Annotated in this window: 28 protein-coding genes; 7 read left to right on the top strand and 21 right to left on the bottom strand. The window is 62.0% G+C overall.

Annotated features, from left to right (window positions below; translation table 11 throughout):
* Positions 1-97: 97 nt before the first annotated feature.
* The 6 genes from atpH to VGH98_20900 form a co-directional block, all read right to left on the bottom strand.
* Positions 98-643 carry an ATP synthase F1 subunit delta gene (gene atpH, locus VGH98_20925; protein HEY2378456.1) on the bottom strand — a complete coding sequence of 182 codons (546 nt, stop codon included), beginning with the start codon at positions 641-643 and terminating at the stop codon, positions 98-100.
* Complete coding sequence (gene atpF, locus VGH98_20920) at positions 643-1227, bottom strand: F0F1 ATP synthase subunit B (protein HEY2378455.1); 585 nt, start codon at positions 1225-1227, stop codon at positions 643-645. Before atpF ends, atpH begins: the two co-directional genes overlap by 1 nt.
* A 69-nt stretch (positions 1228-1296) precedes the next feature.
* Positions 1297-1575, bottom strand: a complete 279-nt coding sequence (gene atpE / locus VGH98_20915) for an ATP synthase F0 subunit C (GenBank protein ID HEY2378454.1) — start codon at positions 1573-1575, stop codon at positions 1297-1299.
* A gap of 227 nt (positions 1576-1802) precedes the next feature.
* Positions 1803-2747 (bottom strand): F0F1 ATP synthase subunit A, encoded by a 945-nt coding sequence (gene atpB, locus VGH98_20910; protein ID HEY2378453.1) that lies wholly within the window; start codon positions 2745-2747, stop codon positions 1803-1805.
* A complete protein-coding gene (locus tag VGH98_20905) occupies positions 2744-3094 on the bottom strand; it encodes a hypothetical protein (protein ID HEY2378452.1) in 351 nt (116 codons plus the stop codon). Before VGH98_20905 ends, atpB begins: the two co-directional genes overlap by 4 nt.
* Positions 3091-3360, bottom strand: coding sequence for an AtpZ/AtpI family protein (locus tag VGH98_20900; protein HEY2378451.1), 270 nt, complete (start codon positions 3358-3360; stop codon positions 3091-3093). The genes VGH98_20905 and VGH98_20900 overlap by 4 nt, the downstream gene beginning before the upstream one ends.
* A gap of 277 nt (positions 3361-3637) precedes the next feature.
* Between VGH98_20900 and VGH98_20895 the strand changes: the two genes are divergently transcribed.
* Positions 3638-4150: a BsuPI-related putative proteinase inhibitor gene (locus tag VGH98_20895; protein HEY2378450.1), complete on the top strand. Its 513-nt coding sequence runs from the start codon at positions 3638-3640 to the stop codon at positions 4148-4150.
* 73 nt (positions 4151-4223) lie between these two features.
* Here the strand turns inward: VGH98_20895 and VGH98_20890 are convergent, their stop codons facing one another.
* Positions 4224-4583: a hypothetical protein gene (locus VGH98_20890; GenBank protein ID HEY2378449.1), complete on the bottom strand. Its 360-nt coding sequence runs from the start codon at positions 4581-4583 to the stop codon at positions 4224-4226.
* Positions 4584-4759: 176 nt separating this feature from the next.
* Between VGH98_20890 and VGH98_20885 the strand changes: the two genes are divergently transcribed.
* Complete coding sequence (locus tag VGH98_20885; protein HEY2378448.1) at positions 4760-5764, top strand: AAA family ATPase; 1005 nt, start codon at positions 4760-4762, stop codon at positions 5762-5764.
* Between the two features lie 27 nt (positions 5765-5791).
* Here VGH98_20885 and VGH98_20880 read toward each other — a convergent pair whose 3' ends face one another.
* A complete protein-coding gene (locus VGH98_20880) occupies positions 5792-6265 on the bottom strand; it encodes a hypothetical protein (protein HEY2378447.1) in 474 nt (157 codons plus the stop codon).
* Between the two features lie 330 nt (positions 6266-6595).
* Between VGH98_20880 and VGH98_20875 the strand changes: the two genes are divergently transcribed.
* A complete protein-coding gene (locus VGH98_20875) occupies positions 6596-7009 on the top strand; it encodes a prepilin-type N-terminal cleavage/methylation domain-containing protein (GenBank protein HEY2378446.1) in 414 nt (137 codons plus the stop codon).
* Between the two features lie 86 nt (positions 7010-7095).
* On the opposite strand, the gene VGH98_20870 is transcribed toward VGH98_20875, so the two are convergent.
* The 10 genes from VGH98_20870 to VGH98_20825 all read right to left on the bottom strand — a co-directional run bounded on the left by VGH98_20870 (position 7096) and on the right by VGH98_20825 (position 15216).
* A complete protein-coding gene (locus VGH98_20870) occupies positions 7096-7551 on the bottom strand; it encodes an MOSC domain-containing protein (GenBank protein HEY2378445.1) in 456 nt (151 codons plus the stop codon).
* A gap of 96 nt (positions 7552-7647) precedes the next feature.
* Positions 7648-8808 carry a hypothetical protein gene (locus VGH98_20865; GenBank protein ID HEY2378444.1) on the bottom strand — a complete coding sequence of 387 codons (1161 nt, stop codon included), beginning with the start codon at positions 8806-8808 and terminating at the stop codon, positions 7648-7650.
* Positions 8809-8821: 13 nt separating this feature from the next.
* Positions 8822-9742: a type II secretion system protein gene (locus tag VGH98_20860; protein HEY2378443.1), complete on the bottom strand. Its 921-nt coding sequence runs from the start codon at positions 9740-9742 to the stop codon at positions 8822-8824.
* On the bottom strand, positions 9736-10113 hold the full coding sequence (locus VGH98_20855; GenBank protein ID HEY2378442.1) for a prepilin-type N-terminal cleavage/methylation domain-containing protein: 378 nt from the start codon (positions 10111-10113) through the stop codon (positions 9736-9738). The genes VGH98_20860 and VGH98_20855 overlap by 7 nt, the downstream gene beginning before the upstream one ends.
* Positions 10110-10580 (bottom strand): GspH/FimT family pseudopilin, encoded by a 471-nt coding sequence (locus VGH98_20850; GenBank protein HEY2378441.1) that lies wholly within the window; start codon positions 10578-10580, stop codon positions 10110-10112. Before VGH98_20850 ends, VGH98_20855 begins: the two co-directional genes overlap by 4 nt.
* A 196-nt stretch (positions 10581-10776) precedes the next feature.
* A complete protein-coding gene (locus VGH98_20845) occupies positions 10777-11922 on the bottom strand; it encodes a hypothetical protein (GenBank protein ID HEY2378440.1) in 1146 nt (381 codons plus the stop codon).
* Positions 11923-11942: 20 nt separating this feature from the next.
* Positions 11943-12839, bottom strand: a complete 897-nt coding sequence (locus VGH98_20840) for a prepilin-type N-terminal cleavage/methylation domain-containing protein (protein HEY2378439.1) — start codon at positions 12837-12839, stop codon at positions 11943-11945.
* 10 nt (positions 12840-12849) lie between these two features.
* Complete coding sequence (locus VGH98_20835) at positions 12850-13296, bottom strand: prepilin-type N-terminal cleavage/methylation domain-containing protein (GenBank protein ID HEY2378438.1); 447 nt, start codon at positions 13294-13296, stop codon at positions 12850-12852.
* A 7-nt stretch (positions 13297-13303) separates the two neighbouring features.
* Positions 13304-13750 carry a prepilin-type N-terminal cleavage/methylation domain-containing protein gene (locus VGH98_20830; GenBank protein ID HEY2378437.1) on the bottom strand — a complete coding sequence of 149 codons (447 nt, stop codon included), beginning with the start codon at positions 13748-13750 and terminating at the stop codon, positions 13304-13306.
* A gap of 818 nt (positions 13751-14568) precedes the next feature.
* Positions 14569-15216: a hypothetical protein gene (locus VGH98_20825; GenBank protein ID HEY2378436.1), complete on the bottom strand. Its 648-nt coding sequence runs from the start codon at positions 15214-15216 to the stop codon at positions 14569-14571.
* Between the two features lie 59 nt (positions 15217-15275).
* Between VGH98_20825 and VGH98_20820 the strand changes: the two genes are divergently transcribed.
* The 3 genes from VGH98_20820 (at position 15276) to VGH98_20810 (ending at position 17289) form a co-directional block, all read left to right on the top strand.
* On the top strand, positions 15276-15914 hold the full coding sequence (locus VGH98_20820) for a hypothetical protein (GenBank protein HEY2378435.1): 639 nt from the start codon (positions 15276-15278) through the stop codon (positions 15912-15914).
* 69 nt (positions 15915-15983) lie between these two features.
* Positions 15984-16259, top strand: coding sequence for a hypothetical protein (locus tag VGH98_20815; GenBank protein ID HEY2378434.1), 276 nt, complete (start codon positions 15984-15986; stop codon positions 16257-16259).
* Positions 16260-16401: 142 nt separating this feature from the next.
* A complete protein-coding gene (locus VGH98_20810) occupies positions 16402-17289 on the top strand; it encodes a phosphatase PAP2 family protein (protein HEY2378433.1) in 888 nt (295 codons plus the stop codon).
* A gap of 5 nt (positions 17290-17294) precedes the next feature.
* On the opposite strand, the gene VGH98_20805 is transcribed toward VGH98_20810, so the two are convergent.
* Positions 17295-19727: an ABC transporter permease gene (locus tag VGH98_20805; protein ID HEY2378432.1), complete on the bottom strand. Its 2433-nt coding sequence runs from the start codon at positions 19725-19727 to the stop codon at positions 17295-17297.
* Positions 19728-19836: 109 nt separating this feature from the next.
* Positions 19837-20079, bottom strand: a complete 243-nt coding sequence (locus VGH98_20800) for a hypothetical protein (GenBank protein HEY2378431.1) — start codon at positions 20077-20079, stop codon at positions 19837-19839.
* 194 nt (positions 20080-20273) lie between these two features.
* On the opposite strand from VGH98_20800, the gene VGH98_20795 reads away from it, so the two are divergent.
* Positions 20274-23405, top strand: a complete 3132-nt coding sequence (locus VGH98_20795; protein HEY2378430.1) for an AAA family ATPase — start codon at positions 20274-20276, stop codon at positions 23403-23405.
* On the opposite strand, the gene VGH98_20790 is transcribed toward VGH98_20795, so the two are convergent.
* The gene (locus VGH98_20790; GenBank protein HEY2378429.1) at positions 23376-24719 is read right to left on the bottom strand and encodes an HD-GYP domain-containing protein; all 1344 of its coding nucleotides are present in this window, start codon (positions 24717-24719) and stop codon (positions 23376-23378) included. The two genes, VGH98_20795 and VGH98_20790, sit on opposite strands and share 30 nt — an antisense overlap.
* Between the last annotated feature and the right edge of the window lie 129 nt (positions 24720-24848).

Genomic DNA, 24848 nt, shown 5'->3' with positions numbered 1-24848 from the left:
ATAGGAAAGGCCAGCGAGCTTGGCTTGCTGGCCCTCCGAATCACCAACGACCCGTCACCAACCAACAACCAATCACCCACAACCAACCACCAGCGGTTCACATCCGCAGCGCTAGCATCCTCGAACGTAACGATGTCAACCGACGCCGTACGGACCCGTCGAGTACGGTATCACCGACACGCACGACGACGCCCCCGAGGATCGCCGGATTCACGCTGAAGTGCGGGACGACTTCTTTGCCATACGCCCGCGACAGCTCCTTTGAGATCGACCGGCGCTCGCGGTCTCCGGGCTCCTGTGCGACGGTGACATTGGCGTGCAGCCGGCCCTCGACCTGGTCGACGAGATCGTGATATTCTCGCGCAATCACCGGTAGGAGCATCTGACGACGGTGGCTCACGAGGGCCTGTAGATAGCGCACGAAGAGCGGCGCCAGCTGTCCATCGAACGCACGACCCAGAATGCGATTCTTCTCCGCCGCCGAGACGCGCGGCGATTCGAGGAAGAGTCGGAGCGTGCGATCGGTCTGCATCGCCTCGGCGACGTCGCTCACCGCCTGTCCCCAACCGCGGAGATCTCCAGCGCGACGTGCCAGCTCGAGGAGCGTTTCGGCGTAATTGCGCGCGATGGTGATCTCACGCATCAGCGGCCACTCGTCGACATCGCCGGCAGTGATTCGAGAAAGCTCTCGACGAGCTCGCGATTCTTGGTGTTGTCGAGATTCTGCTCGATGACCTTGCTCGCGCCGGCGATGGCCAGATTCACTGCCTCGCGACGCAGCTGCGCCACGGCGCGCTCCTTCTCGTTCTCGATCTCCCGCCTCGCGCGTTCGAGGACGGCCTGCTGCTCCTGGCGCGTCTGCTCGAGCAGATCGTGCCGCATCTTCTCGGCGACGGCGCGCCCGTCGGCGATCAGCTTCTGTGCATCGCCGCGTGCCCCTTCGATTTCTCGGCGCCGCTCCTCGAGAAGCTTCTGCGCCTCTTCGCGGTCGCGCTTGGCACTCGAGAGCGCATCCTCGAGCGCCTTTTCTCGCTTCTCTACCGCGCCGAAGATCGCTGGAAACGCCTTCGTCTGCAGGATCCAGTAGAGGATGCCGAAGATGATCAGCGTCCAGAACATCAGGTTGACCCGGAGCTCGACGAGCGGAGGACTCTTCTCCGGCTCCTGCGCAAGCAGGATCGAACCGTTGCCAATCATGATGACGAGCGATAAGAGCAGCGTGCGCATAGTGAAGCTCGGTAAGTCTTCGTGTATTGAGTCGCTGCCGGAGCTCCCGGAGGCTCCGGCAGCGCGAGTTTAGAACTTGAGCGAGATCAGTAGGGCAACGACGACGGCGAACAGCGCTACGCCTTCGATGAGCGCGGCGAGAATCAATCCGCCAGTCTGGATCGTTCCGGCGATCTCAGGTTGGCGAGCCATCGCCTCGGTGGCCGAGCCACCAATGCGGCCGATACCGATGCCGGCGCCAATCGTTGCCAGGCCGGCACCAACGCCCGCGCCAAGCATGGCCCATGCGCCCTGATATTCCTTCGGCGCGTAGCTGGTCGCCGCCTGCAGCAGCGGAAGTATTGACATTTCTTGAATCTCCAATCGTGCTACGTGAAGTGCCCATGCTCCGCGCCGTTAGGCGCTACCCGTCAACGAGGTCCGGGCCTCAACGGGAATCGCTGGTCGCTCGACCAGTTACATCAGGCCGCGTGGAGCATGTGCGGCCGATAATTGGTGATTGGTGATTGGTGGTCGGTAGTTGGTCGTTTCCGCAAAAAGAATCACCAACCACTAATCACCAGTAACCGTCAACCCTAATGGTGTGCTGCCCTTATCTGCCCGATGAAAACTGCTGCGAGCAATGAGAAAACGAACGCCTGGATGAACGCCACCAGGATCTCGAGGAACATGATGAACAGCGCCATCGGCACCGCCGCAATGGCGATGAACCAGCCGAATAGGAAGATCAGACCGATCAGCGCGAGAATGATGACGTGGCCCGCGATCATGTTCGCGAAGAGTCGAATCGTCAGCGCGAACGGCTTCGTGAACTTCCCGATGATTTCAACCGGCGTCATGATCACCGACAGCGGCAGCCGTAGGTAGATCGGCATGTCGTGCGGCCAGTAGAGAATGGTCGAGATGTAGTCGCGGCCGAGCGCTTTCATGCCCGCGATCTCGACCACGATGAACGTGATGATCGCGAGCGTCGCCGTCACCGAGATGTTGCCGGTGGGCGTTGACCCATAGGGTACGAGGCCGAAGAGGTTACAGAACAGAATGAAGAAAAAGAGCGACAAGACGAATGGGATGTAGCGCTCGCCACCGTGGCCGCCCAGCACCGGCAAGAACACGTCCTTGCGCAGATAGAGCATCACGGCCTCGAGCCCGGCGGCAAAGCCGCGCGGCCGACCGATACGCTGGGTGCTCCGCACATGCGCGCGTGCCGCGAAGCCCACTACGAGTGCGACGCAGATCGCCGCGATCAAAAGCCAAACGACGTGCTTCGTCGGACCAAAATCGATGGTCCATTTGCCAATCCTTACATTCCATGTCGGCAGCGTGAACTCGCAACCCCACTCGGCGAAGCTCTTCACACACGGAAGCTCGATCTTCTTCGAGTCCGTGATGTGGGGCATGATGATGGCAGCCGGACCGATCGTCTTCTGCAGCGGCGCCGCCGGCTCCTGCGCGGAGGCAGAGGGGAGCGCAACGGCGAACGCCGTGATGAGCGCCAAAACGAGCGACCGGTATTTCATCGTCGCAGAAAGAGCGGCTCGAGAAGCGTCGAGAGGAAGAAGAACAACACGAGGCTGATGAGGGCCGGAACTGGAGCAAGGCCGATGACCTTCACGGCCAGCAAACCGTAGATGACCAGCGTCAGAAAGCGCAGGAGCGAACCAGCGCCCCAGCCCGCGACGGCGTTTTGAGTCACCATCGAACGGGTAACGGCGAACGCGGCAATCTGGACGACGGCAGCGACGCCGGCGCTGATACCGATCGCCGATACGGCGCCCGGACCCGTCAGCGCCAGCGTCAACAGCCAGGCGACGAGCGCGATCGTCGCCACGATCGCGAACGCATAGCGCGCGACGGCATGTGTCATCGTGATCCTCCGCCGAGGTCGCGCTTGGCCGATCCCATGAGCTTTCTATAGATGGAGTAGAAACCGGCGGCCGCACCGACGAAGACGCAAATCAAAACGAACCAGGGCGAGCTATGGAGCCGCTTGTCGAGCCAAATCCCCAGGAACACGAAAACAACGATGGTCAGCGCGAATTGCAGCCCGACTCCGGCGAACTCCGCTCCGGATGGCGGCTTCGACGCGTTTCGGATACTCGGCCGGCTGCCGGTGGGACCTGGGTCGTTCATGCTCCGCCCCGGGGTCATTGGCTCATTTCGGCGCGAAAGCTAGGAGCTTGTGAAATTTTTCGCAAGCGATCCATCGGCCAAAACGGGAGGATGCGCCGAAAGCGAAAATGGTGATCCAAGTCATTTTCACATCGCGACTTCTAGTGTTACTACTAATGTTGACCGTTCGTCACCGGCTTGGTAAGTTGCGCCCCGCTTCGATCTGTGAGCGGATCGCTTCGGCCAAACTCGCCGGCTCCGGCCGACTCCGCTCAACGCTGGTTTTCGTTTGGGGTTCATGTCCTCCACATCGCTTTCGCCGTCCCGCGTCGCCATCGCGCTCCTGTGCGCCGGCGCGCTTGCCTTTGCTTGTGGTCCTCGCACGCATTCGGAGGCGGCGTCTACCGCGAGCCTCGCGACCGCGGCACCAGTCGTTCAGCAGGGCACGCCGCACGCACATAACGACGGCGCGCCGCTCGCATCGAATCTCGACGTCAAGCCGGAGCGTGACGGCATCCGCTTCGCGCTGCGCGTGACGAATGAGACGAAGAAACACGTGGAGCTGTCATTCCCCAACGGTCAGACCCACGAATTCGTCGTCGTCGATTCCATCGGACGCGAAATCTGGCGCTGGAGCTCCACACGCCTGTTCACGCAGGCGGTCCAGAACAAGCTGCTGAGCAGCGGCGAGTCGATGCGCGTGAGCGAACAGTGGTCCCACCCGTCGCAGCACGGAAAGTATACGGTCATCGCGACGCTCAACAGCACGAACTTCCCCGTTCAACAGCGCGCGGATTTCCTCATCCCGTGATCGCCTAACGGCTGCGACCGTGTGAAATGGTGAGCCCGGCAGAAATGCGCCGGGCTTTGTCGTTCATGGCAGGCTAAACGCGGCGCGCGACGGTCTCGTCAGGCATCGACGCGGCGAAGAGGAGTGCCATGTCGGCGGGCAACTCCGGAGCGAATGGCAGCGGTGCGCTGCGCGCGGTGACGGCGCCGTCCATACCCAGCACGTGCGCGAGTGTCAGCGCACCGAAGCTCGCGTAGAGCTCCGCAGGCACGTCCGGCGCGACGATCCTCGCGCCGTACACCTGCACGGGACCGATCCCAACGAGATCGCTTCGGAGATCTGCCGCGCTCAACTCCCGAAGCGTGCGCACGAAATCCAATGCTTCGCTTCCGCGCGTGAACGTGAGCCGATGCAAAATGTTTACGGGTCGGCCGTCGTCATTTGTGGCGCGCATGAGTGGCTGCCAGGATTCTGATCCGTGGCGTCGGGTGCAGCATTGATGCCAAGCCTGGTCTCGAACCCGGAGCGGCGGGAACGATGCGTTTGCAATCGGTTAGCATCATCTCCACTCTTACCACCGCCCGCCGGCGCGCGTTAGCTTCAACGCGTTATCAACGGAGCGGACGGGGCGTGGCGACGCAGACGAAACCGGCCGACGACTCGCGCGATCTCGAGCTACTCGGTCAGCTCGCGCGCGCTCGGCGAGCGCTGGTCGAGCAAATTGGACGGCGCATCATCGGCCAACACAAGATCGTGGACGACCTTGTCGCGGCGCTGCTCGCCGGTGGACACGCGCTCCTCGTCGGTGTTCCGGGCCTGGCAAAGACGCTGCTCGTGCAGACCGTCGCGCAAGCGTTGGATCTGAGCTTCTCCCGCGTGCAGTTCACGCCCGATCTGATGCCGAGCGACATCACGGGAACGGAGCTGCTCGAAGAAGATCATTCGACCGGCCGACGCATCTTCAAGTTCGCGAGAGGGCCGATCTTCGCGAACGTCGTCTTGGCCGACGAGATCAACCGCGCGCCCCCGAAAACACAAGCGGCATTGCTCCAGGCAATGCAGGAGCACGCCGTGACGGCCGCGGGACACACGCATAAGCTGCCCGAGCCGTTTTTCGTGCTCGCCACGCAGAATCCGATCGAACAGGAAGGCACCTATCCCCTGCCCGAAGCGCAGCTCGATCGATTCATGATGCAGCTCACGGTCGGCTACCCGACGAAGGATGAAGAGGAGCGCATCGTCGCGGCCACAACAAGTGATATCGACGTCGATATCCGGCCGGTGCTGTCGGCGCCGGAGCTGTTGGCGCTTCAACACCTCGTCAGACGGTTGCCGGCGCCGCCGACGGTGGTGAGCTATGCCGTCCGGTTAGCACGGTCGACGCGGCCTAACGCGGATGAAGCGACGTCGATGGTGAAGAAGTACGTGAGCTGGGGCGCCGGTCCCCGCGCGTCACAATATCTCATCCTCGGCGCGAAGGCGCGCGCGGCCATGGACGGGCGCGCCGTGCCCGATCTCGAGGACGTGAACGCGATGGCCGTCCCGGTGCTGGGCCATCGCGTCGTCGTGAACTTCCAGGCCGAGGCCGAAGGCGTTACGCCGGAAAAGTTGATCAGCCTTCCCGTGAGAGCCTAACGGCTCAAGATCATCGATAGGCGGGAGTTACTGGGAATTCACGTGAGAGGACACCGCGGCGTTGCCTTTCATCGCCGCGGCCACGGCCTGGAGATTCGTCCAGACGGCGAGGGCACGGCCGCGTGAGGATGGACCGATGCGGACCGGCGTTCCTTCGCGAGCGCTCGCGTTGGGATAATGCGTCTCTTCGCCGAAGAGCGTGACGTGGGTGCCGCCCTTGGCGGGGACGATCACGGCGCGCGCGAATACGTCGTAGTAGCCGAGGATTCCCTTTTCTCGTGGCCCATAAAACTCTACGACGCCGGGCTGCGACGTCGCGACCGGCAAGCCATGCTCGGCAAAGGCTGTGACAAGCTGGTCGCGTGCGATGGCGGGCGCGGTCGCAAAGTCGAGGATGATCTCTGGCGAGGGAGCGACCGCCGCAAGGCGCGGCCGGACCGGACCGCAGGCGGCAAGCAGAACGAGGACCGCGAGGGATGGGAGCGAGCGGCAGGACGGCATGTAAGCCTCGGCGATTGCGACGGGGGATTATGCAGAGCGCGCAGGTCCCACGCTAGTCCAGGCCCTACCGATCGGCTCCCACGCTCGGCGATTAGAGTTTGCAAACTGCGTTACAACTCTCGCAATGCGCGACTCGGGCAATTTTCGAGGATTCCGTTGCAGGTTGCACGGGAACGTTCGAATGCTCGAACGCGTAGAGCGACACATCTCTTTCTGTAGCAAGCACGTACGGATATCGGTACTGCTGTTGCGTATGGGAGGACCAGAGCCCGCTTACAGTCGCGGGTTTGTCTCTCCTCCTCTGCAGCCCTACCTCTTCAGGACTTGCTCATGTTCAACTCCCGTACTGCCCGAAAGGGCTTCACGCTGATCGAGCTGCTGATCGTAGTCGTGATCATCGGCATCTTGGCGGCGATCGCGATTCCGAAGTTCGCGAACACCAAGAACAAGGCGTACGTCACGGCCATGAAGTCGGACCTTCGCAACCTCGTCACCGCTGAGGAAGCGTTCTTCTCCGATTCGACGTACTACACGACCGCGACGAACCTGACCGCGCGTAATACCTGGAAGAGCAGCTCAGGTGTCGGTATGCCCGGCGTCATCCCAGGCCCCGGCTATTGGTCGGCACAGGTTACGCACAGTCAGCTTTCTGGTGCGACCTGCGGTATCGGCGTGAACACGACCAGCCCGATCATCACCACGGCTGGCGACGGCGAGCCCGCCTGTTACGTGCCCTTGCCCTAACGGATAGGTCTAGAGGTTCGGGCCTAGAGGATCTCCGAACCGCCCCGCGGCTTTCCGCGGGGCGGTTCGCATTTTGTGCACTGGCGTCATGCCCATTCCACCACGTCGCCGACATGTACGGTGCCACCCGACAGCACCTGCGCAAATGCGCCACCGCGCCAGTCTGGTCGCATCGTTGCCTGGAGGCCCGCGAGTGCCTCCTCCATGCGCTCGCAGGGCGTGACTTCGCCGCCGATGAGCAATCGTGCATCGCCAATGCGCAGTATGCGGTCTCGCGTTCGCGCGAGCTCGATTCCGCTCACGAGCAGATTTGCGCGGCGGGTCGATGGATCGAGCCATGCGTTCAGTTCGGCCATGCACGCGCTCCATGCCTCTCGTGCAAGGATGGTCACCTGCCGGCGCCGGCTACGATCGACGCTGCCGGCGACGCCCTGTCCCTCGACGAGATCGGCCGTTGTCACCGGATCCATCGGGCCGCGGTGCGCTCGCTTGAGCCAGATCGCTTCGAGCCGCCCTCGCTCGCCAAGGACCTTCTCGGACATTCTTCTCGCTCACCTTTTGTCCCTAACGACGAGGCGCGCCGCCATAGGCGACGCGCCTCGTGTAAACTCTACGATTCGAGAGGTGCGCGAAAGGTCCTAGAACAATTCGATCCAACTACGCTGCGGGGCGCGGCTACCCATCGCCGAGTTGAGGAACACGGATGTCACGGCACATCGCGAGTAACGAATGGAACTGTTACCGGACAGTTTGCTTGCATCCGTGCTGTCGACAACGGTCGCGGCCATGACGCCGCCGTAGACGTGGTTCCCGGTACCCGTGAGCTTCACCGTTCCACGCACGATGATCTGTCCATAGAAGGTAAAGCCGCCCTGGATGCTCAGGTTGCCGTTGACGAGCAGGACCCCCTGACCCTGGTCGCCGTTGATCGAGATGTCGCCTGGCGCATAAACAACCGGGAAGTAGCTCTCACACGCGCCCGATGGCGTCGCGCGATTCGGGTCGCCCCAGTTCGTGTTGACGCTCGTGGCGCACACGGTCGTCCCACCGCTGCTGAGCGTCGAGGCCCTCACGTGCGTGAGCGTACCGCTAACCGATTTGTCGGCCATGGCGACGAGCTGTGGCCACTTCATCGTGCCATAGCTGAAGTAGGTATTGGTATCATTCGCGGCAGGGCTGATAGACACGAGCGGAGAACCCTGGATGCACGTACCACCTGCGCAGCTACCACCCCAGGCGAGGTTGGAGAACGAAGGCACAGCCACACCGGCCACGCCGGATCCTGCGGTTGGACAATTCCAACCCGCGAGCGACGTATCGTTTCCGCTGATCGCGGTGCTACCCCCGATCGTTACGGTACCGCGGCTCGTGAGTGCGCCGAGCTGATTCACCTTCGGCATGTTGAGCACGACGATCATCGCGACACGGCGACGAGCACTGAGCGGCGTGCCGTAGCCGCCCGCACGGCCTTCGGACACGATCAGCGACGAGAGCTGATTGAGCTTTGTGATACGAACCGTATCGACCCAGGAACCGTTCGCCGCGGCGTACGAGAGTGTCGTCACCGTGCCGGTCGTCTGCGTGTTCCAGGACTTGTTCCAGAGCGCATACGCGGAGTCGAGGCCGAGCTCCGTCGCCGATAGGGCGCGCTCTTCGACGAGCGAGTTGCGTCCGATTCGATAATACTGAATACCGGCCATGTAGCCGCCCGCGACCATCGCCCCGATAAGGACGATGGCGAGGAGCGACATCGCGAGCGCGAAACCGCGGCGCTGCCGGGTATGAGTCGAAGAATGCATTTGGGTAACCTCGTCAGGATCGATTGCGCAGAGCGACGGTGACGACGAGCGAATCGCTGTAGTAGTCCTCCGGCCGCCCGGGCATACGAATGGGATTCTCGGTTTGCGCTTTCGCGACGATGTCGATGCGCGCGACTTGCGGCGTCGTCGCCGTCACTGCGCCCGTCGAATCACGGAACACGAAGCGAAGGCCCGTCGACCCGGGGTTGGCGGAATAGGCCAGATACGGTCCGGCGACGGGCTGCATGGTGCCACACAGGCCTGCCGGACACTCCTGATAGCCGAGATACCACGAGCTCGAGCCCACGGGTTGAAACAGCTTGTACTTCGCGTGGCGATAGAAGCGGATGACGTTGCCGGGAACGACGTTCGCGGCAAGCGCCGTACTGAAGGTGAGCGTTATCGAGTTGCTCGCTTCGCTCGTCGTCGAGGTGAAGCCGGTCGACGTCGGGCATGTGCCAACGCCGAGTGCCGCGGTCACGGGAATGGGCCCTTGCCACGAGTCGTCGGAGAGGGCGCTCGTCGAGCCCGGATTGTACACGAACATCGTGTCCCCGGTGGTCGGGGCCGAGATCCAGGTGGTGAGAGCGCTCTTGTTCGACAGATTCGTTGGAGGAATGACAGCCGTTAGGCGCGCGACGCCGATGCTGCAGATGACGGAGATTCCCGTCGAGAGCCGAAAGTCGATCGCCGAATCCGACATCGCGTAGATGTCGCCGCCGACGGACGAAATGCCGCGCAGATCCGAGGGCAACGCCTCGCCGATGTCGCGCAGCGTCGTGCGCATGGCGATGAGATCGGTCGTGCTCGCGTAGAATCGCTGCTGGCGCAGAATGATCCGCATCAGCGCGCCAGCGACGAGACCGAAGATCACGAGCACGAAGAGCATCTCCGGGAGCGTGAAGCCGCGGCGGCGAGCAGCTAGACTCAGCATGGCAAGATCGTGTTGTAGGACTGTGTCCGCATTCCCTTCGTCGTCGGATACTGCACGGTCATGCCGATGCTCGCCCCGCGCGTCGTGCCGCTGACGCTGACGGACGTCACGGTCCAGCTCGTGATGACACTGCGAACCGTATCAGTACCGCTCGAGAGACTCGCGCAGGACTTTGCGCGGAGCTGCTCGATGTGCGCATTCGCGATCGTAGCGGCGCGCGATTGCACGGTGCCGCCGCCCATGAGTCGTGTCACGAGCGTCGCGCCCCCGGCGAGACCGAAGACGCCGACGCTGACGATCGCGAGCGCGACGAGCAGCTCGACCATCGTCACGCCACGACGTGCTTGCAGCCGAGCTGGTATCGCCTTCATATCGAGCACCCTCGGGTAATGATCTTGCCGAGCTTCGACATGCAGACGGAGTCGCGCATGCCGTCACGCGTGAGTACGACCTTTTCGGTGGTACCGGCGCCGACGGCAAAGCCGCGCGGGTCGAACCTGATCGTGTCGTGCGACGTCGTCGGAATGCTCACGCCATGCTCGCGCGAGAGATCGTGCGGCTGGCCGTAGACGACCTGCGTGCCTGACGAGTCGACGGTGACGGTGACGCTATTGCCGCTGCGAACGAAGCGCGCCTCGCGGCCGCGCTGGACCGCGAGTGCATGCGCCGTGGCGAGATAGATGGCCGTCTGCGTGCGCGCGGACCGCAACCCCGCGGAGGAGGATGCGGCGTGCAGCCGCGGAATGCTCAGGCTCGTGACGACCGCGAAGATGATCAGGACCACGATCATCTCGGTGATCGTATAACCAGACCGAGTGCGAAACAGGCCGACCTCCAACGTCGGAGACGTTGAGTGTTTAACGCGTTCTCATCGGCAGCAAACATTTCATTCCAGGCGACGAACCGAAGTGTCACCGGTCACAACGGCGACCGCCGTCGCGGTGTTCAGGAATTGAACACTCCGACGGCGGCCAATTATGATTCGCTAAACTGGATCCTATGCCCTAGCCCCTAAGTGCCCTAGCCCCTCCCGATCACCACACCGGCACGTCGTCGATCCAGGTGTTCGCGAGCGGAACGTAGTGATGCAGTTTCTGTGTCGCGCGCGAGACGTAGCACGAGTTATAAACGTACGTCTTCGTACCGTTCGCGGTCGCGTTGTCATTGATGTCTCCGGGCGGCGGCTGCACGGAGCCGGGCAGCAGGTAATTCAGCCCGCTCACCGTAGTACCCGCAGTGGTATTGTTCCCGTTCGACCTGAGCTGCCCGCCGACCATAATGATCCCCTCCCACATGTTACTGCCGGAGATCGTGAAGTCCGAGTCGGCGATGATGATGCCGCGGCCAGCGTTAGGCAGCGCGAAGCCGTTTGTGTGAACGCGAATCACTGGCCACCGGCCCGTGTCGGCCGCAAACCAGGTCGCATCAGGGAAGTTATCGGGAGGGACGGTGAAGTCCGCCGGCAGGGCATTCTGATTGATGATCGAATTCCAATCGATCGTCACCAGGGGCTCGAGCTGCGCCAGCGTCTTCGACGTGTCGAGCGGCGGATTGCCGGTGGGCGTGAAGCCGCCCGACTCTGTGTAGTCGCCCTTCGGCACCATGATCCCGGCGACGGCCGCCTTGTGGCCGCACTGATCGTTCCCGTCGATCTGTCCCGCGTTGCCTTGCTTGTTCAGCCCCGAGAGGCTGGTCCATGCACCGGTCACGTTCATCGTGATCGTCGACCATTGCACCATCAAGCCGACGGTGCGAGTGCTCGTGGTCGTGTCGTTGCCACGCAACTTGCTCGTCGAGTCCACGCCCCGCGCGCGTATGAAATACAGCGCCGGAATCGTATCCTTGATGCCCTGCTGAGGACGCAGCAAACGCGAAACGACAACCGCATAACCGCCGGGCGTAGTAAGCTGAACGCTGTCCTGCTGGCCCGCGGTCCCGGTGCCAGGGTCGCCGATGCATGTGTTACCGCTGATGTGGCAGATGCTGTCGCGCTGCACGATGAAGCGCTGCAAACCCATCTCCGCAATCTGATACGCACGGTTCTGCCCGCGCTGCGCCGTCGACGTTGTGCTTTCCGCCGCCGTTGCCGCGAGGCCCGCGGCGAGCGCAAAGCTCAGAACGACGAGGAACATGACGACGAGCGGAAGGGCGAACCCGACCCGATTCTTGAGTGCTTGCATAACGAGATCTCCTGAATCCGCTAGAAGCCGGGGTGATTGCGGAACAACACGGCCGTTTCCATCCGGGACTTCTCGGCCGTGCGCCCGGCCATGTGCGACGGACTCGAGCCCGTCAGCACGAGGGACACTCCGACCAGACTGTCGAGCACCGCTGGAGGAATGACAGTGGACGTATCGGTGTTACGAACGAAGAACTTGAAGCGTGCGCCAGCGTCGAAGGGAGCGACCAGCTCGTCGGCCGACCGACCGCCGACAAGGCGATACAACCCAAACCTTCCCGGGTAGCTGGCCGAACTGGCGAAGTAGTACGTGATGTCTTGATAGAGGAACACGGGCGCCCCGGGCTGAAGGCCCGCCGCCAACGTCATTGGCTTGAGGTCGAGCGCTCCCCAGGTGCGACCGGCGACCGTATCGAATCCGATCTTCGCGGTCAAATTGCATAACGTCAGCGATGACGAGGTCACCGGTGAGTTGGAGATCGTGTCGCCGGGAATGTAGGTGTACTTCCCAGTGACGTGATTTCGCCACGCCCAGCCAGCGTATTTTGCCATCGCCCGCACCGCCGAGTCCGCGACGAGCATGCTGACCGTCGTCGCCGAGCCGTTGTTGCCGCAGATGAGCCCCAATGCATACGGAACGCGCACCTCGAGGGTCTCGGGCGACGCGATGATCACGCTGCCGGCCGCGTCGGCGCCATCGTGCACCATGCGCAGATCGGAGAAGAGCAAGTTCATCGACGTACGGCCAATCGCACGCGCGTCACGCTGGGCGCGCTGCAGCTCGTACAGACGGCTCTGCGCCAGCATCATGCGCGTGAGCGCGGCACCGAGGACGGCGAGAATGACGAGACAGGCCAGCACTTCGATGAGTGAGAAGCCGGCCCGACGGCGCCCGGTTGATGAGTGGATTCTGATCATAGACAATTTGTCAGCACGTGGCCGTGCCAAGGACCGTCCCGCAGTTCGGAGCGCTACGGAGCATCGACAGCGACTCCTTGAGGAGGCTGTCGCTGGGGTAGCCCGTTTGCGGTACGATGGTGATCGTGATCGCAGTCGTCTGGCCGCTGGTGACGGTGCCGGTTGTCGAGAGCGTCACCCGGCGGATGTAGTTGAAGTTGCCGAGGGTGAAGCTCTTCGACGCAGGCAACTTGGCCGAGGTCAGGCTCGAGAACTGCATCGCCCCGATGATGTTCGCCTGTTGTTGCATTGCAAACGTGCGCTTCGCAATCACGTCGCTGCGCCGATTGGACTGCGCGATGGCCGACGAGATGTGACCGACGAACGTCATCATGATTGCGAGAACCATGACGGCGATCATGACTTCGATGAGCGAGAGGCCGCGGCGCGGCCTGCGCGAAACAGTGCGTGAGCTCATGAGTTCCTCACCGAACCTGAACCATCCCGCCCTTCGAGACCTTCAGACTGTGCGTGTAGCCATTCGAAGAGAGGGTGATGACCATCGTGTCGGAGGCGAAACCGTTGGGGTAGATCTCGATCCACGCCGACGACGGGTAGTACGTGACGTTGCTGCTCTTGAGGTTGTAACGGGAGCCGAACGCGGTCATGCGGTAGGTCGTCGTGCGCGCACGATCCGTAACGAGCATTTGCATACGGGCCGTGTCGCACCAGATGCGCACCGGCCGGCGAATACGCCCGGGCACGGCGAACGCCATGCGCAGGTCGTCGGCGAGACCGACCGTTGCTTTTGTCACGCGCTCGTGGGCGATGTATGCAGTGAAGCGGGCGATCGACAGAGTGCCCACCACGCCCATGATCACGAGCACGGTGAACAATTCCACGATCGTGAAGCCGCGGCGATTGAGAAGCATGTGAACCTTTTGAGAAGCGAGCGCGACGGAAGTGATAGTCGCGCCGATCACTTGGGTGACGAGCAGGAAGTGCGCCCTGTCACCCCCCTCGTTGACAGTGACTCAACTCCCTGCTGGTTCGCTAGTTAGGCTGTTTGCTGACCGATTCGCCAAAGGGGGCGTTCAGTTTGTGCGCTGGCGATGTGCACGATATGACGGCGAATTGCTTGGGGCCATTTGGCCGATCGTTCGTGCTCCACGTCACCTAACGCTGCCTAACGGTCAAAGAGAGTACGGAGAGTAGACTTTCTAACGGTTATGTGCTGCTGCACATCAGCGTCGTCAGAAGGCGACGCGCCGTCAACCGACGGATAGTGCTGCTCAGCTCACGTTGTTGCGGACGAGCATCGTCACGGCGGCGGAATCGTCAGGCCCGTTAGTCCATGTCGTGATTTCTTCGGGGCGGTGAGCCGTCCGGCGGTCCGCGCGATCTGGCCGCGCGTTCTCGTCATCTGGCCGCTCGTCCACGCGAGCTGCCTGCCGTCCACGTAAGTTGACCTCGGCGCCTCGCCATCCGACCAGCTGTCGTGATCGCGTGGCCGGCTGTTCCGATCATGTGACCTCGCGACCGCGCGACCTGACCTCACGTCTCGGTGAGCTGGCCGCGAGTCGCCGTCACCTGACCACGAGTTCCACTTCGCCGGCCGCGAGTCCCCGTCACCTGACCACGAGTTCCACTTCGCTGGCCGCGAGTCCCCGTCACCTGATCACGAGTTCCAGTGTGCTCACCTCCTGTCGCTGAGCGCCGACCGCTAGGTCGTGAGCGGTGGTGGCGCTCGTCAGGCGCGGCTCTCGTCATCCCAGCGCCGACGAGGCCCGTTAGGCACCACCGTCGAGTGGTCGCGCGGCGACGCGCGACGCAGGAGTTCCACGAGTTGCTCATGCGAGTAGTCTGCCCACTCCATCGGCCAATCGTGGAGATCGATCTCGCGCGCGCCGGCTGTGAAGCGAAGCACGGGAGTCGACGTGTCGTGGGCAACGCCGACGACCCAGATGCGGCCGCCGGGATAGCGGAACGTGCGCCAAACGTTGAGGTCCGTGACATCGGGTGTATCGTCACGCGCGCGCTTTCGCGCCCGCTCCGGGTCGTCCACCGCCTCTTCGCTGAAATCAGCGGCGCGCCTGATCTCCTCCACCGCTGCCGGGCCCCTGGCGTCCTTCTCCGTGCGCAGCTTCCGCTGCGGTACCTTTTCCGCTTTCTCCAACAAGACCGCCAACTCCGCATCGGGGAGCTCCGCCCAGCCCTTGGGAATCGGGTAGAGCCGGCGCTTATCGTCTCCAGCGTGCGTCTCGAACACAATCCAGCCAGTGTGATACAGCTGGGCGAGGTAGTCCTCATCCTTGGTGCGAGGACTCAGCTCGTCCGGCGCGACGTCCCACGCCCGCCACTCGCGCCCACTGCTATCGGTAAACTCTCGAACCGCCATCGCGCACCCTCGCGAACTCGTGATCATACATCCGTTCACATATTCTGACCGACGAGCCCATGCACATTTCGACCCATTGGCGCAATTCTTTCGTGACAACCGTCGCGCGGAACACCGGGGAGGCGGTGAACACGGCGATGCGACACTTTCGCGACAAGGCCGGCGTAGAGTGGCAAGTATTCCTCACGGCACGAGGAAGCGACGCCGTGTCGCGAGAGCATTTTCTGCCGGAAGCCTTTCGCGAAGGGTGGCTTGTGTTCGAATCGGCACAGGAAAAGCGACGGCTGGCGCCTGTTCCGGCAAATTGGGAATCACTCTCGAACGAGGCGCTCGCGTCGCTGTGCGCCAAGGCGTCGCCGCAGGTCGCTCGCGCGAAGAGCGGAGGCGAAGCAAAAAGCGCCGCGCCAGCAGAGTCGCTCACGCCGAAGCCGGCAGAGTCCCTCAAGCCAAAGTTGAAGGAGGCAGAGCAGCAGCTCGATCGTACGCTGGAGGAAGTGTGCGACAAGGCCACCGCTGCGGACCTCGACACGGGCCAACTGATCCGCGTCGAGGAGTCCCTGGCGCTTGCGGCGGAGGCGGCAAAGGAGGCGGTATCGCTCCGCCGGAAGCTGAAGGCGGACAGCGATCAGAGCGCGCGCTCACCGCGCGCACCGGCCGGCGGCGAGGGATCGGCGACGCCGCATGAGCCGAAGCCGTAACCGTTAGGCGGAGACCCTTCGCGACGACGCGAGAGGCCGGAACGACGATCCGCGCATCGAGTCGGACGCATGGCGCAACGTGAATTCACGGATTCTCATGGTACTCACTGGCTGATCTGGAACACGACACCGACGCCGGGGGCGGTGCTCGCGGGCGAGATGCAACAGGGATGGCTCACGTTCGAATCGGACGGGGAGCGGCGGCGCCTCGTACCCATTCCGCGCGACTGGGAGAAAGCGGCTACGGATCGCCTCGAGTTGTACTGCCGCGCCGCGCAGGCGGTATCGCGTACGACGCCCATTCACGGCATCCCGCCGGTGCCGGAGACGGAGACAGACGCGTGAGCCGCGAGCGCGCCCACACGAAACGCCCCGTCCGCTGTTGAAAAAATAGCGGCTGGCCTGTGTTCTGCCTGTGTGTCTCCGAACGACGGTCACCGTGAGTCCACGGTGAAGACCGTGAGTCGAGAACCGTGACGAGACCACTATGTCAGCCCGCAATCGCTTTGCCATCGCTGTGCTGCTTCCCTTGCTCTCACTGTCTGGCGTGGCAGTCGCGCAGGACTCCAGTTTAGTCTTTACGCAATCCGCGGCGACGACGCCGTCGTTGACGGCGCCCGCGCAGCACGGCACGCCGCAGAAGACATTCTTCACGCGTCACGACCTGGTGGCGACCGGTATTGCCGCGGCGGTGACCGGCGTCTTCATGCACTACGACGAGAAGATCGCCGATTGGTGGCAATCGCCGCACGTGCAAGGAAGTTCGAGCCTTCACCACACCGTCGACCAATTGACGCGTCTCAACGAGACGCCGCTCACGATCGCGTCGGTCCTGACGTATGGCGTCGGCCGGCTCTCGCACTCGAAAACAACAGCGGACGTCGGACTTCACTGGACCGAGGCGCTCGTCCTCACGGACGTCATCTGCCAGGCGATCCGTGGTCCTCTCGGACGAGCGCGGCCGCGCGTGTCACAGGAGGATCCGTTCAGCTTTCACTTCGGCCAGGGGTTCACGCACTTCGAGTATCGCGCCTTTCCCTCCATACACGCGGCCGTCGGCTTTGCCACGGCAGCAGCGCTCGTCGGTGAGATTCGCGAGCGCAATCAGAATGCATCTCGTTACGCGGCGCCGATACTCTACGCCGTGGCGATGATTCCCGGGACGACTCGCATGTATTTGAACCAGCACTGGGCGTCCGACGTCGTCTCCGGCGCGTTCATTGGCCAGCTCATTGGCGCGCGCGTCGTGCGGTACGCGCACACGCACAAGCCGAACAAGCTCGATCGCGCGTTGCTCGCGACGAACGTCGCGCCGAATCCCGGCGGCGGCATGATGGTGGTTGTCGACGTGCAGTCGCTGTTGAGCTCGCGCTGACCCGCTCACTCCGCGCGCATCGATTCCAGAGGATCGATGCGTGCGGCCCGCGCCGCTGGGACGACACCGGCAATGATGCCAACGAGCGCAATCAGCGCGGGAACGGCCGCGAAGGTGAATGGGTCGAGCGCACCGATTCCGTAGAGCATGCTGTCGAGCGCGCGCGTGAGGAGCGCCGCCGCAAACAGCCCCACGCCGATGCCAAGCGCAAGGACGCGGAGCGCTCCACTCAGGATCAAGCCCAGCACGTCACCACCGCGCGCGCCTAACGCCACTCGAATCCCGATCTCGCGCGTGCGCTGTGACACGCCGTACGACATCACTCCATACACTCCAGCGGCCGACAGAAGGAGCGCGAGGCCAGCGAACGCGAGTAGCAACACGAGAACGAGCCGTCGCGTCGTGAGCGATTGCGAGATGACGTCGTCCATCGTCGCAAGCTGAAAGACGGGCTGGGGGGCGACGCCGTGTACCGCCTCGCGTACGCCGCGCGCGAGGTCCTCCGGCCGCGCCTGCGCGCGAAGAACGAAAGTCATCTCCTGGGTGTTGAAGAGGGCCTGACTCACCGGCACGTAGAATTCGGCGCGCGGTTCCTGATCGAGCCCGAACTGGCGCACTGACTTCACCACGCCGACGATGCGACCACCTTCGGTCTCGCCGCTCGTGAGACGCCTGCCTAACGGCGAGCCGTCGGGAAAGTAGCGGCGCGCCAGCTCGTCGTTGACGATCACGACATGCTCGCTCGCCCGCGTGTCGTGGTCATCGAACTCACGACCGGCAATGAGCGGGATGCGCATGGCGTGGAAGTAGTTGCCGCTCACGAGACGAATCTCCGCGTCCGGCACCTTGGAGAGGTCTCGCTCCAGCGGCTGGTTGTCGATGCTGAAATACCGATCGGTCGCGCCACCCTGAATGGGCAGGAGGGTCGTGAACGCCGCGGCCTGAACTCCCGCAATGGCCCGTACGCGCTGGAGAACGGGCTCATAGAACCGAGTAAACCGTTCACTGTCGGCGCCCGGCTGAACCGGCGGCGCAGCGATGTGAAACGTGAGCACGCGATCGGGCGCGAATCCAGGGTCGGTGTCGAGCAGCGCGATAAAGCTTCGAATCACCAATCCCGCAGCGATGAGAAGGACGAGCGACAGCGCAACCTCGGTGACGATCAAGGTGTCGAGCGCACGACGCCGACCGGCGCCCGCGCTCGTGCGCCCGGCAGCTTCGGTGAGGTCCTCGCGCAGGTCGACCTGGCTTGCGCGCAACGCCGGCACGATGCCGACGAGCAGCCCCGTTGCAAGCGAGAGGACGATCGTGAAGGCGAGCACCCACAGTTGCAGGCCGATCGTTTCGGCGTTGGGAAGTATCGTCGATGCCATGCCGCGCAGGCCGGCGAGCGTCCCCCGAGCAACGAGTATCCCGAGGCCGCCGCCGACGACAGCGAGAACGGCGCTCTCCGTGAGCAGCTGCCTAACGAGGCGAGCTCGCGCGGCACCGAGGGCGGTGCGGATCGCAACCTCGCGCCGCCGGCCGGCGGCGCGCGTCAACAACAGATTCGCGACGTTCGCGCACACGATGAGGAGCACCACGCCTACGGCACCGAGGAGGACGAGTAGCGCGGGTCGTATCTTGCCCACGACCCAGCCGGCGAGTCCCATGACCTGAATGCCGCGCGTGCGCTGCGCCTGCGGGAACTCGAACGCGAGGCGACGAGCGACGACCGAGAGATCCGCCATCGCGCGCGACGAATCCACGCCCGCGGCGAGACGCCCGACGACGGTGAGCGAGTGGTTGCCACGATTCGTCACGTCGCCGATGCTCCGCCAGTCGAACGGCGCCCAGAAATCGTTATGCACCGGCGAGACCGGAAAGTCGAAGCGCGCCGGCATGATGCCGACGACGGTGACTTTCACCCCCTGCAGCGTGATCGGGGAGCCGACGAGATTCGGATCGGAAGCGAAGCGGCGACGCCAGAGGCCCTCGCTGATGACGACGACCGGATCGCCCGCGGGCGGTTGGTCGGCCTCGACGAAGGTTCGTCCCAGAAGGGGCCGCGCGCCGAGAACATCGAACAGATTGGTCGTCGCGCGCAGGCCACGCAGCCGTTCCGGCTCGGCGATGTCGCCGAGATCGCGGCTGATTGGCATGTACGCCGCGAGGTCACTGAAGATTCGAGTTTGCTTACGCCACTCGAAATAATTCGCCGGTGCAACCGACCCAGAGGCTGGTTTGCCGCCGGGACGCACATACGTCTCGTAGGCCATGACGAGCCGCTGTGGATCGCGAAAGGGCAGCGACTCGAGCAGCACGGCGCGAACGACCGAGAAGATGGCGGTATTCGCGCCGATCCCGAGCGCCAGGCAAAGGATAGCGAGGGCCGAGGTGAGACGCGCCTTCCAGAGGGAACGGAAGGCAAAGCGGACATCCTGGATGAGCGATTCCATCGGGCGTTTGGTGGACGCCCCATTGGACAGACCGACCGCTGTGTTAGGTTGGAAGCCGTCGATCAGTATTCGTTTGGCTCCTCGACCTGAACATGGATCGAAGCAGCTGCTACGGCTGCAATTTGAGATCGAGCGGATGTACGAGCGCGTTCGGCGCGAGAGCGACGTCGATGGTGGTGTCGCGGCTCGGGTCGAAGGAGGAACTCTCGGTCGGCGTGAAGCCGATGCGCATGAGCTTGAGATGGAAGCGCCGGTCGTACCGGCGCCGATGGCAAAAGTGTGGGAGTCCGGTCAATGTCCGGGCGTGAGTCGTTAGGCTCGAGTCGAGGAGGAGCACGACGGCGCCAGCCACGCCGCCGCTGCCGACGGCAGAGGAGACCGTGCCGTGGACGAGTTGCGTGCTGGTGACCGTCGGTCCCGCCAGCGCCAGCAGGAACGCGCCGGCGACGTATCGGCGTATGGCGCGAGACCGAGGCGTGCACCATGATGTGTGACGAGGGTGTGACGCCGGGATGTCACCCTAACGCCAAACGAGCATCGAGTCACGTGGTTACGCACATCGCCGTCCGGACCCTCGGCACCGTTGCGATCGACATCGGCCAGCGCCGGATCGGCCCGTCGTCGGGTCGATTGTTCGCGTTGTTGCTCTATCTGGCGACTCGTCGGGGACATCCGGTCTCGCGGCGAGTGGTCCAGGACTTACTGTTTCCGTCGGCAAGCAACGTTCAGGCGGCGCACAATCTACGACAGCTATTGTATCGACTGCGGCAGCTCGGCGCCCCGATCGAGGCTGACTCTAATCAAATACAACTGGCAGTCGATCAGTTCTCGGTTGATTGCTACGAAATCGCCGACGCAACCGGCCTTAAGACTTCCGACGTCGAGCTCCTGACGCAGGGTGTCTTCCCGGGCTACAACCCTGACATTTCCGAGAGCTACAGGGACTGGTTCGAGGCCGAGCGTTCTGACATCACTCTCCGGCTCAGCCGTGCCGTTGGTGCGCAGTTGCTTGAGTTGCGGCGAGTAGGACGATGGGACTTGATGGCCGGTGCGGCACGCGCGCTCCTCGCTCTAGATCCATTGAGCGAAGAAGGAACGCTCGCAAAGGCCGAAGCATTAGCGATTTCCGGTTCAAAGACTGCCGCGCTGAGCATTATCGACGAGTACCTGAAGGAAATAGGCGAAAACGAGCCACAGCTCCGCGTCGTGCCGACAGCCCTCAAGCGTCGGATTAGTGAGCGATTACCCGAATCGAATCAGCGTTTACAAGATGATCGGCTGTTCCTAGGTCGCGAAGAGAGCATGCGCCTAATGAGCGGTCTAGGAACCGAAGCGCGCTCCGGCAGACAGGAGATTTTATTGATTTGGGGTGAGCCGGGAGTCGGTAAGACCAGGCTTTTGACCGAATTTCGCTCACTTTCCGCTATGCAGGGAGGAATTACGCGATTTCTGTCGTGTCAACCGCACGACTTGTTCCGCCCGCTCGGGATCTTATGCGATCTAGTAAGTGAGTTGCTTCAATCGCCTGGAGCACTTGGATGCGATACGGCTGCGCGCGAAGTACTCGAGCGGTTGGCCAACACGCGCTCGGATTTCGGGGCGTCGCTCGAGGACATGGCAGTTGAGGTCCCAGTTTCGACCATAGTTCGCTGCGTCATCGATCTGGTAGGCGCAGTGACATCGGAATGTCCGGTCGTCGTTCTGATCGACGACGTGCAATGGCTAGATGCGGCGTCCGTCCGCGCCCTTCTTGGCGTCTTTGATAGTCATCCCGGCGCCCGCACTTACTTAATCTTGGCATCACGTAGCAGAACAGTTCTCGCTGACGTCGACAAGTATTCAAACAGCTTGCGCTCAGTTCGACTGGAGCCACTGGGGTCTCAGCCGGCCTTGGAGCTAGTACGTAACCTCCTCGGGAAAACGCTGCAGATCAATGCTGGATCAGTTGAGTCGCGCGTAGTGCAACAGGCGAAGGGTAACCCGTTTTTCATTCGGCTGCTCTGCTCGCATTTCGTTTCCACGATGGATCCTGAGTCGCTAGGTCAGACGCTGACGGAGATTCTCGAGCGTCGATTGGAACAGCTTTCACCAGATGCCACTCGCGTTCTGGAAGCGTGTGTCATTCTCGGGAAGAATTGCACCTGCGCGAGGCTTGAGGGTCTGCTCGAGCTTCCAAGACATAACGTGTTGAGAGCTCTCGAGGAGCTTGATGATAGAGCACTGGTTCAGATTGATGGTTGTTTCCTGCGTAGCCACGATCTGTTAACGGAAGCCGTGCAAAAGCGAATGTCTAAGTTTGTTTATCGGGCTGTGAATGCTGCAGCCGCTAACTTGCTCCAGAGCGAATGGAACCCTGCCGGAACTGGTTCCCTGCCGTGGGACTGCGCGGAACACTGGCGGCTAGCTGGAGAGGACGCCAAAGCGGTTGCGGCTCTCCGGAACTGCGCAAGGCAGTCATTAGAAATTGGTCGTTCGAGCGACGCACTCGCGACCCTAAAACGTGCTCTTTGCTTTAGTACTCCCGATTCCACTCGCGCCCAGATAATCGAGGATGCTTTGGGAGCGTTGTTGCTATGCATTAACTGGTCTGAAGGCTCCAAACTCCTTTATGAGTTGAAACAAATTCGAAGTCGGCTTGGCCGAAGACATTGGCGCCACGACAAATTCGAGTTGTTGGAGTTATCGCTTGCAATGCATGCAGATGGCGATCCGAGAGTAAACATTCATAGATTGAGCAAATGCTTAACGACGCAACATGCCACGTTAGGTCATCGGCTGTTCGCCGCGCGACACCTCATCATGATCGCGGAGTTAACATTGGACCGCGGGCTGGCGGAATTCGCATTCCAATCCATCAGCAGGTTGCCGACGGACAGGTACTGGCTCCCGTTTTCCGAGATGCTCTATCATACAGTGTTCGGCGACTCGAACTTGGTACCAGGACTAATCGAGAAGCTTGAGCCAGTCGACGACCTTCCTCAGCTGTTGGTGGTGCTGCTTAACATCGGGTACGCCCAATACAGAGTAGCGCGTTCGAGTGATGCTGAACGCACTCTTCTACGAGTAGTCGAGACGGCGCAGCGTTTTGAGATCGATTCAGCAGAAATGCATGGGGCATTGCTCCTTGCGCGATTACACTGGAGTCTGGGCCAAGTCGAGCAGAGCCAAGAATGGCATAGACAGTTCAGCGAATTACTATCGCGAAACGCCGATACTAACGTCTTGTGGGAGCATCGCATTCTTGGAGCGCGCATCGCCACTCGCGCCGGACGGATCGACGAAGCTCGCGAGTACATTAGTCTCGCTCGCAGGTGCAAGCACTGCGAACTCGAACTTCCGCAGTTACTCCTGATGGGCTGTGAATCCGATCTTCGAATTGCAGCTGGCGAGGAACCTTGCGACGACACAGAGCTTGATCGTTTTGTCTCCCTTCATCTGCGAGCGCGAAATCTCGGCCTTCAAGATGAGGCCACGCTGTCGCTCTTACATGCGCTGCAGTTGCGAGGACAGACTAGCAGAGCGGCGCGCCTATACGACGGCTACATGGGCGCTGCGCGACGGGACGGATTCGCCGTCCGCAATGACCTAGCTGATTGGGCGAGACGATTTGTTGACTCAGACTCGCACGAAGGTGAGAGCCACGCGGCGTCAAGCAGTCTCGCGAATTCCCCGTTTTGAGGCCAGCAGAGAGAGGGCTGGTATCGGAGAGGCGCTGCGCTTCGCGGGCTGGAAAAGGCTGTGCCAAATGGTACTCGCAATGAGCCGATCCGTGATCGCAGGATCGAATTGGCGGCCGCGGCAACGGATGATCTCAGATCTTACTTGAGCTTCACTTAGAGGCTGGCGGTAGGGCCGCTCACTTGTCATCGCGTCGATCGTGTCCGCGAACGAGATAATTCGCGCCGCCAGTGGAATTCTCTCGCCCGCGAGGCCATCAGGATATCCACTGCCATCCCAGTTCTCGTGATGGTGCCGAATAGCAGGAATTATCTCCTTTAAACCGCTCATCGTGGCGACAAGATTCGCTCCGTCCGCCGGGTGTTCCTGCATAGTTGACCATTCTTCAGATGTTAGTTTATCCGCTTTCCGAAGGATCGGTCCGTACTTCTCGTAAATCTTGCCCACGTCATGAAGTAGCGCCGCCTTTCCTATCAGTTCTGTCTCACGCACCGATAAGCCAAGCCCTCGAGCGATGATGACGGAATACCTCTGAACACGGCGTGAGTGACCGGACGTGTACAGGTCGCGGGCTTCTATCGATTTGATCATCAACTGCAGCAACTCCTCGTTTGTTCGCTGCAGCGCAAGATTCGCGGTCTGGACTTCACGAAGCCCCAGAAGCGGCACCCACAATGCCGCAGCGGCAACCGCACCATGTGCCGCGTAAAGCCACGCAAAGATGAATACCACTGGGCCCGCAAGGAAATCCATTGCTATCGTCGGCAGCGCCGTCTGTCGCCACAAACGAAGCAGGGCTTGTTCCTGCCTAATGGCCAAGTAACCACAGGCGATCATTGTGTTCGCCAGGATCGCAAACGCGATCGAAAGGAGCGCTGGAATGCTCGACGTTAGGGTGGCCTTGAGTAGAGAAGCCTCCGGGGCAAGGAGGAGGCTTCTCCCGCCAAGAAGTGTGTAAAGCCAAATCGCTCCCGAAACCGTTAGCGCATGCAACGCGACATTCAGCAAACCAGAGCTAACCTTGTTTCTATTGGTCGTCTCGACCAACGCTTTCACGATCACAACACCAGCAATAGTCGGCCAGCTCGGCACAACAAGGGAGCAAGCGAGGTAGGGAATAAACGCTATAGAACCGCGCGCTGAATTGGGCAGGACGAAACCGAGGAGTTCCGCTACAATTGCGAGCACCGACAGCAGGAGAATCGCAAATAGCTCTTCTGAGGAAACCTGTCGCGAGCGCAGGAACAGTGCGACGCTGCTGATCAGCGCCCCACTGAACACGAGTGCTCTGTATAACCAGAGTTTGCGATTCATACCCGTAGATACTGACCCCCGCCAACTCGCCCTGCTAGTAGATCGAAATAAAGCCGGTGAAACTGGCAAGTATCTCGGCGAGCCAACTCATATCGCGTCACCCCCCTTTCCATAGAGTCATCGGCTTTT

The organism is Gemmatimonadaceae bacterium (assembly GCA_036496605.1).
Lineage (GTDB): Bacteria > Gemmatimonadota > Gemmatimonadetes > Gemmatimonadales > Gemmatimonadaceae > AG2.
The sequence above is the reverse complement of the archived record's forward strand: the minus strand, read 5'-3'. Positions and strand labels throughout refer to the sequence as shown.

Bases quoted from the DNA above. Each gene is read 5' to 3' on its own strand.
- VGH98_20865 (HEY2378444.1), bottom strand. From the start codon at position 8,808: ATGCATTCTTCGACTCATACCCGGCAGCGCCGCGGTTTCGCGCTCGCG.
- VGH98_20830 (HEY2378437.1), bottom strand. From the start codon at position 13,750: ATGCTTCTCAATCGCCGCGGCTTCACGATCGTGGAATTGTTCACCGTG.
- VGH98_20840 (HEY2378439.1), bottom strand. From the start codon at position 12,839: ATGATCAGAATCCACTCATCAACCGGGCGCCGTCGGGCCGGCTTCTCA.
- VGH98_20790 (HEY2378429.1), bottom strand. From the start codon at position 24,719: ATGAATCGCAAACTCTGGTTATACAGAGCACTCGTGTTCAGTGGGGCG.
- atpE (HEY2378454.1), bottom strand. From the start codon at position 1,575: ATGTCAATACTTCCGCTGCTGCAGGCGGCGACCAGCTACGCGCCGAAG.
- VGH98_20815 (HEY2378434.1), top strand. From the start codon at position 15,984: ATGGCGCAACGTGAATTCACGGATTCTCATGGTACTCACTGGCTGATC.
- VGH98_20860 (HEY2378443.1), bottom strand. From the start codon at position 9,742: ATGCTGAGTCTAGCTGCTCGCCGCCGCGGCTTCACGCTCCCGGAGATG.
- VGH98_20825 (HEY2378436.1), bottom strand. From the start codon at position 15,216: ATGGCGGTTCGAGAGTTTACCGATAGCAGTGGGCGCGAGTGGCGGGCG.
- VGH98_20905 (HEY2378452.1), bottom strand. From the start codon at position 3,094: ATGACACATGCCGTCGCGCGCTATGCGTTCGCGATCGTGGCGACGATC.
- VGH98_20880 (HEY2378447.1), bottom strand. From the start codon at position 6,265: ATGCCGTCCTGCCGCTCGCTCCCATCCCTCGCGGTCCTCGTTCTGCTT.
- VGH98_20835 (HEY2378438.1), bottom strand. From the start codon at position 13,296: ATGAGCTCACGCACTGTTTCGCGCAGGCCGCGCCGCGGCCTCTCGCTC.
- atpF (HEY2378455.1), bottom strand. From the start codon at position 1,227: ATGCGCACGCTGCTCTTATCGCTCGTCATCATGATTGGCAACGGTTCG.
- VGH98_20855 (HEY2378442.1), bottom strand. From the start codon at position 10,113: ATGAAGGCGATACCAGCTCGGCTGCAAGCACGTCGTGGCGTGACGATG.
- VGH98_20900 (HEY2378451.1), bottom strand. From the start codon at position 3,360: ATGAACGACCCAGGTCCCACCGGCAGCCGGCCGAGTATCCGAAACGCG.
- VGH98_20870 (HEY2378445.1), bottom strand. From the start codon at position 7,551: ATGTCCGAGAAGGTCCTTGGCGAGCGAGGGCGGCTCGAAGCGATCTGG.
- VGH98_20845 (HEY2378440.1), bottom strand. From the start codon at position 11,922: ATGCAAGCACTCAAGAATCGGGTCGGGTTCGCCCTTCCGCTCGTCGTC.
- VGH98_20820 (HEY2378435.1), top strand. From the start codon at position 15,276: ATGCACATTTCGACCCATTGGCGCAATTCTTTCGTGACAACCGTCGCG.
- VGH98_20895 (HEY2378450.1), top strand. From the start codon at position 3,638: ATGTCCTCCACATCGCTTTCGCCGTCCCGCGTCGCCATCGCGCTCCTG.
- atpB (HEY2378453.1), bottom strand. From the start codon at position 2,747: ATGAAATACCGGTCGCTCGTTTTGGCGCTCATCACGGCGTTCGCCGTT.
- VGH98_20890 (HEY2378449.1), bottom strand. From the start codon at position 4,583: ATGCGCGCCACAAATGACGACGGCCGACCCGTAAACATTTTGCATCGG.
- VGH98_20810 (HEY2378433.1), top strand. From the start codon at position 16,402: ATGTCAGCCCGCAATCGCTTTGCCATCGCTGTGCTGCTTCCCTTGCTC.
- VGH98_20875 (HEY2378446.1), top strand. From the start codon at position 6,596: ATGTTCAACTCCCGTACTGCCCGAAAGGGCTTCACGCTGATCGAGCTG.
- atpH (HEY2378456.1), bottom strand. From the start codon at position 643: ATGCGTGAGATCACCATCGCGCGCAATTACGCCGAAACGCTCCTCGAG.
- VGH98_20805 (HEY2378432.1), bottom strand. From the start codon at position 19,727: ATGGAATCGCTCATCCAGGATGTCCGCTTTGCCTTCCGTTCCCTCTGG.